The 12,928-nt window shown below is 47.4% G+C and carries 14 protein-coding genes; 13 read left to right on the top strand and 1 reads right to left on the bottom strand.

Going from position 1 to position 12,928, the window contains the following annotated elements; all coding sequences use genetic code 11:
• Nucleotides 1–297 precede the first annotated feature (297 nt).
• The 7 genes from AC4E8D_RS30285 (at nt 298) to AC4E8D_RS30255 (ending at nt 5,320) form a co-directional block, all read left to right on the top strand.
• Nucleotides 298–765 carry a hypothetical protein gene (locus AC4E8D_RS30285; RefSeq protein WP_490205630.1) on the top strand — a complete coding sequence of 156 codons (468 nt, stop codon included), beginning with the start codon at nt 298–300 and terminating at the stop codon, nt 763–765.
• A complete protein-coding gene (locus AC4E8D_RS30280) occupies nt 765–1,049 on the top strand; it encodes a hypothetical protein (RefSeq protein ID WP_036671603.1) in 285 nt (94 codons plus the stop codon). Before AC4E8D_RS30285 ends, AC4E8D_RS30280 begins: the two co-directional genes overlap by 1 nt.
• A gap of 4 nt (nt 1,050–1,053) precedes the next feature.
• The gene (locus AC4E8D_RS30275; RefSeq protein WP_490205629.1) at nt 1,054–2,454 is read left to right on the top strand and encodes a glutathionylspermidine synthase family protein; all 1,401 of its coding nucleotides are present in this window, start codon (nt 1,054–1,056) and stop codon (nt 2,452–2,454) included.
• Nucleotides 2,436–2,840: a DUF350 domain-containing protein gene (locus AC4E8D_RS30270; RefSeq protein ID WP_221819821.1), complete on the top strand. Its 405-nt coding sequence runs from the start codon at nt 2,436–2,438 to the stop codon at nt 2,838–2,840. Before AC4E8D_RS30275 ends, AC4E8D_RS30270 begins: the two co-directional genes overlap by 19 nt.
• Before the next feature lie 58 nt (nt 2,841–2,898).
• On the top strand, nt 2,899–3,846 hold the full coding sequence (locus tag AC4E8D_RS30265; protein WP_036671600.1) for a nucleoside hydrolase: 948 nt from the start codon (nt 2,899–2,901) through the stop codon (nt 3,844–3,846).
• A gap of 160 nt (nt 3,847–4,006) precedes the next feature.
• On the top strand, nt 4,007–4,336 hold the full coding sequence (locus AC4E8D_RS30260; RefSeq protein ID WP_017691704.1) for a PadR family transcriptional regulator: 330 nt from the start codon (nt 4,007–4,009) through the stop codon (nt 4,334–4,336).
• Between the two features lie 6 nt (nt 4,337–4,342).
• The gene (locus tag AC4E8D_RS30255) at nt 4,343–5,320 is read left to right on the top strand and encodes a permease prefix domain 1-containing protein (protein WP_221819812.1); all 978 of its coding nucleotides are present in this window, start codon (nt 4,343–4,345) and stop codon (nt 5,318–5,320) included.
• Nucleotides 5,321–5,389: 69 nt separating this feature from the next.
• Here the strand turns inward: AC4E8D_RS30255 and AC4E8D_RS30250 are convergent, their stop codons facing one another.
• Nucleotides 5,390–5,857 (bottom strand): heme-degrading domain-containing protein, encoded by a 468-nt coding sequence (locus AC4E8D_RS30250; protein ID WP_221819810.1) that lies wholly within the window; start codon nt 5,855–5,857, stop codon nt 5,390–5,392.
• Nucleotides 5,858–6,094: 237 nt separating this feature from the next.
• Between AC4E8D_RS30250 and lspA the strand changes: the two genes are divergently transcribed.
• The 6 genes from lspA to AC4E8D_RS30220 all read left to right on the top strand — a co-directional run bounded on the left by lspA (nt 6,095) and on the right by AC4E8D_RS30220 (nt 12,919).
• Complete coding sequence (gene lspA / locus AC4E8D_RS30245) at nt 6,095–6,586, top strand: signal peptidase II (protein ID WP_221819808.1); 492 nt, start codon at nt 6,095–6,097, stop codon at nt 6,584–6,586.
• Nucleotides 6,587–6,895: 309 nt separating this feature from the next.
• Nucleotides 6,896–8,086: an ABC transporter substrate-binding protein gene (locus tag AC4E8D_RS30240; protein ID WP_445252528.1), complete on the top strand. Its 1,191-nt coding sequence runs from the start codon at nt 6,896–6,898 to the stop codon at nt 8,084–8,086.
• A gap of 24 nt (nt 8,087–8,110) precedes the next feature.
• Entirely contained in the window at nt 8,111–8,977 is an 867-nt protein-coding gene (locus AC4E8D_RS30235; RefSeq protein WP_036606633.1) for a carbohydrate ABC transporter permease, read from the top strand.
• A complete protein-coding gene (locus tag AC4E8D_RS30230) occupies nt 8,977–9,804 on the top strand; it encodes a carbohydrate ABC transporter permease (protein WP_036606635.1) in 828 nt (275 codons plus the stop codon). Before AC4E8D_RS30235 ends, AC4E8D_RS30230 begins: the two co-directional genes overlap by 1 nt.
• Before the next feature lie 558 nt (nt 9,805–10,362).
• Nucleotides 10,363–12,135 carry a cache domain-containing sensor histidine kinase gene (locus AC4E8D_RS30225; RefSeq protein ID WP_490205628.1) on the top strand — a complete coding sequence of 591 codons (1,773 nt, stop codon included), beginning with the start codon at nt 10,363–10,365 and terminating at the stop codon, nt 12,133–12,135.
• The gene (locus tag AC4E8D_RS30220; RefSeq protein WP_490205627.1) at nt 12,125–12,919 is read left to right on the top strand and encodes a response regulator transcription factor; all 795 of its coding nucleotides are present in this window, start codon (nt 12,125–12,127) and stop codon (nt 12,917–12,919) included. Before AC4E8D_RS30225 ends, AC4E8D_RS30220 begins: the two co-directional genes overlap by 11 nt.
• Nucleotides 12,920–12,928 lie beyond the last annotated feature (9 nt).

Raw genomic sequence — 12,928 nt, 5'->3', positions numbered from 1 at the left:
GCGTTAAATCACGAATGTAGCATCATCGATGACGCCTCAAACAGTAGCTTTTTTTTACATGTCATGGTGAATAGAATCAATTTCATAACTCATTAAAAATGGAGTTTTGCAACTAGACATAGACAAATTAAACCATTTTGATCTATGTCTATCCTTGATTTGAAGCAGCTAAAGGTAATATGAAATTGATTCACTTGTGTAACTTTTTTCCTTCTGATGCGTTAAATACGTTTGTATGAATTGAAACGGCTCACCTAAGAGCTCGCAAAAAGGGAGGTTATCGGTATCTATTATTCATTGACGTATCGGAGTTGGTCGGATGATCGACAGGCGGAGACGGGATTGCTGGAACAGACTTCAGTCACACGAGATGAACTGTTCATGCGCAAACTGGTGGATGCCACCTTGGTGAAAAACAAACTCTGGGCGCATCTGTCCAATGAATGCCAGGATGGGCGAGAACATGCAGTATATGTAACGGCGTATGAGCAACAGATGCCGGATGAGTACGGTGCAGCTATTGCGGATGCTGCGCTGGCAATGTGCAAAATGTCTTCCATGTACAGTGCAGAGTATATGCTGTGGAATGGAAGTTCGTTTCAGGAGTTGGAGCTCACAACGTCATCCGCCTATACGATGGAGCTTGCCGAGCAACTGCTGGACCATTACATGGTTCGCAGTGGCAAGACGTATGAGTTCCTGTATTCCGTGCTGGATGCGGATCGCAAGAAAGTGTTGTTTTATATGAAAGAGGTGGATCTGTAATGAGTGACCAAGAGCGGGGGCAAGCATCCAAACCCGGATCAAAAGCGAAGCTGGTTGCTTTCTCCCTGATGCTGGCGGTTCCTGCCGTGTTATCCGGTTGTGGCAGCAACAATGATGAATGTGACCCGGAGTATGATACCGGATGTGAATATGATTCCAGCAGCGGGCACTATTACTACGGTGGGTCGTCGTATCGAAGCAACAAGGACAGTAACAGCTCCTATAGCAAGTCCAAGTCCAAATCAAGCGGCTTCGGTAGCTTCTTCCGCAGTTCGGGAGGATAACCGGATGAGGCAAGTGGTTCAACTACCCTTTAGTCACGAAGAGGTATTTCAGGGTGAATCAGAACAACAGATTCCATACCATCGAATGTACGGGAAGCAGTATTGTGTGCCTGCCTTGACGGTCTATTCTCCCTCGGAGATGCAGGAACTGCGTGCGGCAGCCGAGGCGGTAGACGGCATTTACTGTAAAGTGATGCGATTTATCCAGCAATATATGCCGGACTCCTTTTTGGAGCATCAGCTCGGTATCCATCCCGGGCTTATTCCGACGGCACGTATGGAGATGGTGACTGGAGGCATTACTCGTCAGGACTGGATTATTGGAGAAGCTGGGCCGAAGTGTATTGAAAATAATACGGACACTCCTACGGGTATACCGGAGGCTGCTGCATTGGAAAATATCCTGGTGGGTCTTGCTGAGGATGCCACGTTGACCGCACCATCTGCCGAGATGGATACACGTATTCGGGAGTGTTTCAGGATATGGCTCGAATTCTATGCAAACCAAGGATTACAGGGTCCGGTGACATTCACTTCTTTTGGCGAACATGTCGAAGATCGAACAAATACGGAATACCTAATGAAACGTTGTCAGGAAGCTGGATACGAAGTCTTCTATGCTCCACTTGAGGAACTGGAGATTGTTCCAGGGGAGGCGCTTTACCATCAGGGTCGGGAGATTAACCTACTGTATCGCCTTTATCCACTGGAGTATCTGATCGATGATCGGGATGAGACGACAGGGGTGGACATTGGTGCTGCACTGCTTGAACTTGTACGTGATGGACGACTGGGCCTGATGAATCCGGTTCAGCATGTACTGATGCAGAGTAAAGGCTTCATGGCGGCAATCTGGTCGCTCTACGAGCGGAACGAGCAAACCCCGGAATATTGCGGGTTTACCCTCTTTGATGAAACAGAGATGGACGTTATTTCCCGATATCTGTTGCCTACCTATTTTTCGGCTGAGCCCTTCGAGCTGAACGCCATACCATATGTATCCAAAAGCTATTGGGGGCGCGAAGGTAGAGGAACTCTTTTGCTGGATGGAGGAACGGACAATGCCCTTGGGAAGCAGGATATAGGGCATCCTCTTAACGAGGCGCTGGAATCCAATCTTGCAACTGGGGCAACAGACGAGGATGAAGAGATCACAGCTTATTACGAAAATCAGCCCAAAATCTATCAGCAGCTGGTTCCGATGGAACAGGTTGTGATCGAGACGGAAGCTGGAGCGTACAGTGGTTATCTGCTTACAGGGGTGTTTGTTATCGGTGGGCGTTTGGCTGGGTTGCTACCACGGGTCGGGGAGAAAGTAACCGGAGATATGGCCTATTATTGCGCGGCTACAGTTCGCGAACGGATGAATGATGAGGAGGAGAAGGAATGGAGAACTTGGGATTGAACTTGCTTAATGTTGCGGTGGGTATAGGCATTCTGCTGGTGGTATTGGTGTGTGGATATTTCGCTTTTAGCAGATTGACCCGGTATGACGATAGTGAGGAAATCGCCAAAGGTAACGAAGCGGCAGGCATGTATATGGGCAGCAAATTGCTGGGACTGTGTATTATCGTAGGCATGGTGTCTTTCTCGACGCATTCGTGGCTGGATATGCTGCTGTGGTCGGCACTTGGAATTATTGTGTTGTGCCTGGTCTATATTATATTTGATTTCCTTACGCCTAAAATGCGAGTATGCGAAGAAATCGCACGAGGCAATATGGCAGTAGCACAGCTGCTGCGTTCGATTATCATCGGCGTTTCCATCGTCATCGGTACGTTTTTGATGTAAAATAAGACATAGTGTTTTATAGAATGTACTATATAAACGGAAGAAGGAGCGCGGCATCATGAGAAGAGTCATCATCGATACAGATACAGCAGGAGACGATACGATTGCGATCCTGACGGCATTGCATCACTTTCAGGTGGAAGGCATCACCATTACGGGCGGTAACGTACAATTCGACCAGGAGGTTGAAAATGCCCTGTACACGGTACAGGTTGCTGGACATGGCGGCAAAGTGCCTGTGTATAAAGGTTGCGAGCGTCCGCTAATGGCCTACGGTAAAGCTCAGCACCGCACAGTGGAAGATGTGCATGGCGATGATGGCATGGGCGGCGCGCATTTCCCGAAGGCGGACCAGCGTCCCGAGAGCGGGCATGCGGTTGATTTTATCATTGAGAAGGTGCACGCACATCCAGGCGAAATTGAACTTCTGGCGATTGCCCCGCTGACTAATATTGCAATGGCGATCCAGAAGGACCCAACCATTATTCCGGAGATTGCTCACCTGTACATCATGGGCGGAACCAATAATGCACTGGGCAATATCACACCGGCGGCGGAGTATAACTTCTACGTGGACCCGGAAGCAGCGAAAATTGTACTGCATGCAGGCATTCCAATCACGATGGTTGGCTGGGAGATGTGCACGCAATATTCAGTGATGGACGATGACGATCATGCAGAGATTGCGGCTCTGGGTACATCGGGTGCCGATTTCTTCACTGCAATCAACAAAGTGGTTATGCAGTTCAACAAGTCGGTACATAAACTCAATGGCACCACTCATCCCGATACGTTGTTGATGGCTGTTGCGGCAGATGAATCCATCATGACCAAGTCAGGTCAGTACTATGTGGATGTGGAAGCCGCAGGAGAGCTGACACGTGGATACAGTGTGGTTGATATCAACGGACGTTTTGGCAAAGAGCCCAATGTACGCGTCTGTGAAGCCATTGATCGGCCCAAATTCAAATCCATGCTGCTGGACGTTCTCTCAGCGATCCAGTAAACGCAGGAATGTAACTGCAGGAAAAAGAAGAAAATCCGTGCCTATCCCAGGTACGGATTTTTTATTGCCCATTTTTGGCATAACTACTTCACCTGTCGTAGTAAAATGTGCTATACTTCAACTACTACGACAGATGAAGTAATGAGGAGGAGTATCTTTTGTGATCAGCAGTGACGTTATACGTGGCTACAATGATACGCTGATCCTCTACATGCTGCTCGAAGGGGAGTCGTACGGCTACGAGATTTCCAAGAACATCAGGCAGCTGACAGAGGAAAAGTACGTCATGAAGGAGACGACATTATACTCGGCCTTCACCCGATTGGAGAAGAACGGTTATATTGAATCGTTTTACCTGGATGAGAATAGTTTGGGAAAGCGTCGTACCTATTACCGGATTACGCCGCCCGGCCTCGACTATTACAGAGAAAAGTGTGAAGAATGGAAGGTTACGCAGGAGGTTGTTAATCTATTTATCAGGGAGTTGTGACGGAACATGGAGACAATTATGGTGTATCTGGAGAACATGTTTGCGGGTCTACCGAAGACACCCGAGGTGGAGCATCTGAAACAGGAGCTCCTTTCGGGGATGGAAGATAAGTACCTGGAGTTGAAGCGGGAAGGCAAGTCGGAGAATGAAGCCATCGGTATTGTGATCTCAGAATTCGGTAATATCGAGGAGCTAACTGCAGAACTCGGTATTCAACCAGTCAGTGCGGAAGAGGCAGTACCTGTGCTGACGGAAGAAGAAGCCTACGCATATACCAATGCAAAAAGAAATGCCGGATTTTGGATCGGGCTGGGTGTTTTATTGTGCGCGTCGGGTGTGGCGTTTCTGATTTTCATGGATACTTTATTTGAGAACTATGCCACTTCAGCTGCAAACCGTTCGGTGGAAACGGGGGCTGTACTGGGCCTGATCGGCATGTTCGTGCTGATTGCGATTGCGGTAGGCATGTTCATTCACAGTGGCATGAAGCTTGAACGCTTCAGTCATATGGAGAAGGGCTTCCAGCTTCCTTATACACTTAAAATGAGTATTCAGCATAGTCGGGAGAGCTTCGCTCTGACTTATCGTATAGCCATCATTACGGGTGTTTGCCTGTGCATTCTGTCTCCTGTGTTTATTTTCGCAGCGTCCTCTATCAATGATAACTACGCCTCTTATGGTGTATCTGCCTTTATGGTTATGGTTGGGGTAGGAGCATTCCTGTTTGTATATTACGGTAATATTCAGGGGGCTTACACGAACTTGCTGGAGAAGCACCAGTTGACGGTAGAGAAGAAGCAAGAAGTGAAAATTGTGAGAGCCGTGGAAGCGATTGTATGGCCGCTGGCGACAGCCATCTTCTTGTTCACAGGCTTTGTATATCAACGGTGGGATATCAATTGGGCCATATTCCCGATTACAGGCATTCTCTCCGGCAGCTTTAGCAATGTGTACCATATTATGAAAAGCAAAAATCCGTCCTGAGCACTGCTTTAGCTAGTAAAGCCCACTTGATCTATATTGATCAGGTGGGCTTTTTTTGCTCCATTTAATCTAGTTTTGCTGCAACAAAAACGAGCGAATGCCTGTCTTGACCAGATCATGGTCTTCCTCATCAGGCAAACCCGATACCGTAATGGTGCCGACCTGTCCCTCATTTTTCAGAATCAGTGGGAAAGCGCCACCAGCCAGAACATAGTCCGATGAAGGCAGATTGAAGTCTTGCTCAAGTGTCTGGTTTTCGCTTCTTAACCGCAGGGCAGTATGCCAAGAGCTGGAGGAGAAATGATTCACCACGTTGTTCTTACGGCGAATCCAGTCCTCGTTGTCGGGATGAGTGCCTTCCATCGCATGCAAAAAGAGACGATGTCCCTTCAGGGTAATGTCGATGGTCACGGCTTGGGAACGACGCTTCGCTTCCTCGACCAGATGCAGGCCAAGTCCAAGCGCCATTTCAGAATCAAATGTGCTGAATACCAAGTCCTTTTCTTCCCGTTGCATTTCCTTTAATTTCTCTGTCATGGTTAGGTTCAAATTGCAGGCAGCCCCTTTACATATATGATTGATGTCTACATTCGACATGGATTGGTGTAGTCCCTTCTCGATGCAGTCTGAACGAGGGTAGTAGATTTTTTATGCAAGTTAAAGACCGCTCATTTGGAGACCTTACATCGGCTGTGTTAAAGTGAAGGGAACCTAATATACAAAACTCTTAAAGTTAAAATAATTTGTCGTTCAGTAGGCAGGAGGAGAGGCACGATGCTGTTTTATTTTGTAGCACTGCTGGTAACTTTGGTTGATCAGGGAACCAAGATTGCAGTGAGGATGTATATGGAAGTTGGCGACGTCATGAGACTGGGTAACTCCGGCATGCAGTTACAGCATTACGAGAACAGTGGAATGGCGGGCAGCATGTTTCAGGGAAATGCGCGTCTGTTCGGTGTAATTGCTGTTCTGTTCATAGCCGGCATGCTGTATTACCGGAGTAAAGGTGAGATTCGCGGTTTCTGGATGCAAGCTGGCGCGGGTTTTATGGTCGGTGGGGCTTTAGGAAATGCGATCGATCGATTTATCTATGCCCGGGTAACGGATTTCCTCGTGTTTCCGTCAGGACGCGGGATTTTGAATCTCGCTGATGTCGCAATTAACATCGGTGTGGTCATGATCATCATCGGCATGTTGATTCGAGCATTTCAGAGTTATCGGGCCAAGCGTTTACGTAATGCTTTGCCGAAGGTTGAGCGTTCGTAACATGCAATAAAGGCTTTCGGTGGTTATACACGTAAGCTGAAAAAATGAGGGACATTGGATATCATCCAGTGTCCTTTTTGTTATGCCTGATTCAGGTCATGGGAAGAACTGCCTTGATTCATTTTTATCGAAACCGTTTTAGAAATAATAAAGACGTATATTATCCATTCAGATTGAAGTTGGTTTGGAAGGATTAACCAAATGGTTATTTCACCATCTGAATGGGTAAATTCTTACGTATAAAGCTGAGGGAGGTACAACATGAGAACAACGCTTACCAAGGCTCTCGGGACAATGTTGCTGTGTGGAATGATGGCTGTACTTTTATCTTCCTGTACCAGTGGAGATAGCGCGAATGGCAAAGTGCAGATTGAATTTTTCCAGAACAAGCCTGAAGCCAAAACAACCTTTGATGAACTAATTAAAACGTTCAACGCGGAGCATGACGATATTCAGGTGACACAGGTGAATCCACCCGATGCGGAGACGGTATTGAAGACGCGTGTTGTCAAAAATGATATCCCGGATATCATGGCCATGGGGGCAACGGATACGTATTCGATCCTGGCTCAGAGTGATATTTTCACCGATCTGACGGATAGTTCATTACTCCAGACGATTGATCCGAACTACATACAGATGCTGAATGATCTCACAGGCATGGACGAAGTGACAGGTATTCCTTACGCGACTAATGCAAACGGCATTATGTACAACAAAACGTTGTTTAAGGACATGGGATTGGACGTGCCAAAGACGTGGGATGAACTCATTGCGACCGCCCAAAAGATTAAGGATGCAGGTGAGATTCCATTTTACTTCACATACAAGGATGACTGGCAGACAAGCCTGCCCTTCAATGCACTGGCCTCCAATCTGGTCGGTATTGATTTCTACCAAGAGCGGCGCGATAACAAAGGGACGTTCAAAGAGAAATACCGCGAGGTAGCTGAAAAGCAACTGGAAATCATGAAGTATGGTCACGGCGATAACTTTGGTAAAGCCTATTCGGACGGTAACCGTGCCTTTGCTAACGGTGAAGCTTTCATGTACATCCAGGGGACCTGGGCCATCTCGGAGATCCGCAAAGCGAACCCAAATGTCGACATTGGTTTCTTCCCATTCCCTACGGGCAACGATGCAAGCGAGATCAAGCTGGTGAACGGGATCGACTCCCTGTTTACCATTGCGGCGGACACGCCTAATCGCGAGCAGGCGGAGACGTTTATTGCGTTTCTGTTAGAGCCTGAAAATATCGGAAGATACATTGACGAACAGACGCTGTTCTCTGCGGTAGAAGACGTGAAGCAGGATGATCCTGCCGTACAGGAATTGATGCCATATATCGAGCAGGGCAAGGTTATTGACTTTCCCGATCACTATATCCCGGCTGCCGTGCAGCTGAATTCCATCGTACAGTCCTTTTTGCAGAATCAAAACATCGACAACTATCTAGATACACTCGACAAAGAATGGGACAAGGTCGCGAACCGGCGTTAAGCCTTGTCTGAAGGAGGATGGAATATGAACAAGCGTATCGCACCTTATTACTGGATGACGGTTCCGGCAGTCGTGTTGTTCTTTGTGTTTATGACGCTGCCGGCCCTCCAGGGCATCTATTATTCATTTACGAATTATAACGGATTCGGGAAAGAGTATGATTTTGTTGGCTTCAAAAACTATTTCAACTTGTTCCAGGACGACAATGTAGGTAACGCCTACTGGTTTACGTTCAAGTTCGCGATCGTAGTGACGATCCTGACCAATATCCTGAGCCTGCTCATTGCACTTGGGCTGAATGCCAAGATCAAGTTCCGTAACTTTTTCCGCGGCATCTACTTCCTGCCCAATATTCTGAGTGTACTGATCGTAGGTTACATATTTAACTACCTGTTCTCCAACGTATTCCCGATCTGGGGACAAAATCTGGGCATCAATGCGCTATCCACCAACATTCTCGGTAGCGAGAGTCTGGCTTGGATCGGTATCGTCATTGTCGCAGTATGGCAATCCGTTGCCCTGAATACGATTCTATATTTGGCTGGTCTGCAAACGATACCAACGACACTGTACGAGGCATCCAACCTCGACGGCGCAGGCAAATGGCGTGAATTCTGGAGTATTACCTTCCCGCTTATTGCCCCGTTCTTCACCATTAATATGGTGCTGGCAATGAAAAACTCGCTTATGGTCTTCGACCAAATCGTAGCCTTGACCAACGGTGGTCCCGGACGGGCGACGCAGTCCATCTCCCATCTGATCTACACCGGCGGATTTGAAGGCGGCGAATATGCATATCAATCTGCGAACTCGGTTATTTACTTCATCGTTATTGCGGTGATTTCAATTCTGCAAATCCGGTTCCTGCAAAGAAGGGAGATGGATCTGTAATGAGAAGCCGTACACGAATCAATTGGCTCGTTATGTTGCTCGTTGTGCTGGGTACCCTGTTTATCCTGTTCCCATTGTATATGACCGTTACGATTGCTTTGAAAAATCCGGAACAGATGGCCCAATCGGTCTTTGCCATTCCGACCACACTTCACTGGGAGAATTTCGCGAGGGCCATCGACATGACGAACTTCTTCCAATCGTTCCGTAACAGTGCGATTGTTACCGCATCAACTGTGCTCTTGACGTTGCTCAGTAACTCGATGGTGGCCTATGCGATTGCGCGGAATATGGAGAAACGCAAGTTTTTCAAAGGGCTCTACTATTACTTCGTCAGCGCGATGTTCATTCCATTTCCGATCATCATGCTGCCGATTGTTAAGCTGACCGCATCGCTGGAGATGACAAATCTGGTAGGTCTGATCCTGCTGCACACGGTATATGGGCTGGCATTTAACGTATTTGTGTACGTGGGATACATCCGGTCCATTCCGGTAGCGCTGGAGGAAGCGGCGTTTGTGGATGGGGCGACAACCTGGGGCACGTTCTGGAAAATCATTTTCCCGCTCATGGCACCCATCAGTGCCACGGTCGGTATTCTGACTTGTCTGTCCACGTACAACGACTTCCTGCTGCCACTCATTATTATCAGTGATCCGGGACAATACACGCTGCCGCTGGTACAGTATGTATTCCAAGGACAGTTCAATACCGAGTTTAACCTTGCGTTTGCATCCTACCTGCTCGCGTTGCTGCCGATGATTATCATCTACCTGTTTGCGCAGAAGTGGATCATCAACGGGGTTACCCAAGGGTCTGTGAAATAACTGAAGATTGGCCAAAGAAAAGAATATGTGTGAAGAGATATGAACAAAGAGAGGCGGACTTTAAAGGTTCCCTCTCTTTTTTTGATCCTTGTTATTTAACGTTTGGGAACGCTTCAGAGGATTGATTAACCTGTAAAACTATGCTATTTTTTAGTCGTTAGTTTAATCGGTAAACAAAGACTAGAAGAAAAAAGATTAAGGTTCAATTATGCAAGCGCTTTAACTATATAAATGAACTAAACATTTACACGAGAACGGAGAGGGCAGAAATAACCTGAAAAAGCGGAGCTAATAGCTTTCTGAAAGAAAGCTGCATCGGAAGCATATGCTTCGCCTTTATCACCGGATTTTCCCCTTTAAAAAGGGAATCAAAAAATCTGGGGATAACAGCGATTGGAAGGTTATTCTGTCATCGTAGTGGCTAGTGTAAATATTCTTTTGTTCATTTTATATAGAAGAACTGAATACGTAGATAAATCCGGCATCGTTTGTACCCAGTCTTCAAGAGAACACAGGCGTAAGATGGTGGGTTCTTTTACATGCCAAAAAGAGAGGAGAATGGGGAAGTTGCACGGGAAAAAAGGACATTTTAACTCACTTCGCAATCAGATTTTCATTGGTTTTGTTATGGTGATGCTTGTTGTTCTATTGCTCGCAGGCATATCGGCCTATGATCGGGTAGCTGCTCTGCTGAAAAGCAATGCGGAGAAACATATTCACCAAACCGCCGTCCAGGCCAGTGGCAGATTGGATGCAATCATTGCACAAGTGAATTCGCTGACTGCCCAGGTGGCGGATGATTCATACGTGCAGCGTCTGCTCAGCGATGAGAAGCAAGGCAACCCGGCGACCTTTAATCAGCGTCAAGCCCTCTTGCAGATTGCAGGCAGTTATCAGTCTTTCATCAACGGAGCGCAAAGTATGGAGATATACACTACGGGTTATAACCGCATCTTTCCAATGGATGACCGATCCCTCGATCTCAGAGTGGAGCGCAACTGGATCAGCCTGGCCGATGAAGGAAAAGGCAGACTGGTATGGGCAGGCGCTGACCCAGAAGATCCGGGTGTGCTCCTGGCTATTCGGCGGATTAACCTGCTGGATCATTCTTTCGAACATGGAGGTTATGTGGTGGTGCGGATGCAACGCAGTTTTTTTCAACTCAATGAATCGAATGGGGCAGATGGTTCGCAGGACTCTATCATGCTCTTGGATGGGGCAGGCGAAGTGGTGACTTCCGATCTGGAGATTAATCTCGATCCCAAAGCCTTATTGGACAGCGGATCAGTCGTGCAGAACGGGGAGGAATCCTATATCGTCGTCCGGCAAAAATCGGAGTTAACGGGATGGACACTTGCTGTCCTGACCCCGATGCGGGAGACAACGGAAGGTGTATCCATCCTGAGAACGGCGCTGCTCGTCTCGGGAATGATTGGTGTTGTTCTGTTCCTTATCATGTCTTTCTTTCTGTCCACAATGATCACACGTCCGCTCATACGTCTGATGCGGGCCATGCGCAGTGCACAGCCGGGAGCAATGAGACCTAATCTAATGGTTAGCTCTACGATGGAGATCAATGAACTTAACAACGTATATAACCAGATGGTTTACAGGCAGAATGAATTGACCCGTGTGGTTCATGAGAAGGAGGTCATGCAGTCCCGGGCCGAGTTGAAGGCGTTGCAGTCTCAGATTAATCCCCATTTTCTATTCAACACCCTGGAGGCGTTCTATTGGTCCCTTGAGGAGAAGGGAGACGAGGAGATGGCACGTATGGTTGTGGCGATGTCCCGATTATTTCGCTACATCATCTCCAGTTCGCAACAGGATGAATGGGTTACGATTGCCGACGAGCTGGAACACGCCGAGCGTTATCTTCAAATTATGCAGATGCGGTTGGGAGAGAGAATGCAATGGGAGATTCAGCTGAGTGATACGGTGCGTAAGGTCGCAATACCGAAACTTCTTATACAGCCTTTGGTCGAAAATGCGATTCTTCATGGGATTGAAAGTAAACTGGGACCGGGAAAGATAAGCGTCCATGTGGATGCTTCGACCGAGAAGAATCTGGTTCGCATTGAGGTTCGGGATGATGGTCCCGGTATGGATGAATTACAGTTACAATCTGTCATTCATGCTTTACATGGCGGACCGGCTGTGTCCAAGAAGGGGACAGGTGTAGGTCTAATCAACGTACATCGACGACTGAAGCTTTACTTTGGCAGCCAACTTGGCGAACGTTGTAAGCTCTCCATAACAAGTAAGGTTGGGCAAGGAACTGTCATTTGCTTTGAGATTCCCATGGGAACGGAGGGTGCATATGATTCATGACAAAACGATTCTTATCGTGGATGATGAGCCGCGTACAAGAGAGGGTATTCGCAAAACACTGGAAGGATGGTCGGCAGGACGAAATCACATTCAGACTGCAGAAAGTGGCGTCGAGGCAGTGGAATGGCTCAAGAAAAAGTCGGCAGATCTGTTAATAACGGATGTTCGCATGCCGGAATTCTCTGGCTTGTCTCTGATTGAAGCCATTCAACATTTTTCGAACAAGCCTGTTGTCCTGATTATGTCGGGGCATGCCGATTTTCAGTACGCCCAGCAGGCTATTAAGCTGGGGGTCGTGGAGTATATGTTGAAACCCATTGATAAGGAACAGTTGCTTCAGACCGTCGAGAAAGCCCTAAAGTTCAGCGAACAACAGCGACGCATTCAAACAATGCAGGAAATGGTTGACCCCAAGCTTCTGGATGCCAAGGAGCGCGGGGAACAGAGGCTCAATAGCCAGATCAGTGAAGCTTTGACCTATGTGGATGCTCATCTGGGTGAACATGTGACCATGCGAGAAATCGCTGATTTACTCCATCTCAACTCCAGTTACTTCAGCGTATTGTTCAAGGAACAGATCGGCATCAATTTTAGTGAATACCTTACCCGCAAACGCATTCAGCGCGCGAAGGAGTTGCTTGTGCAGACAACGATGCCAATCTCAGAGATTGCGGAACAGGTGGGTTATCAGACGGATAAGTATTTTATAACGGTATTTAAAAGCCTTGAGGGGCTTAGTCCAAGCAAATATCGGCATTCCCTATCTGAACGAAATAACAAATAACCTCAAAAA

It is taken from the genome of Paenibacillus sp. SRL342 (assembly GCF_984798905.1).
This window is presented reverse-complemented; position numbering and strand designations above follow the sequence as displayed.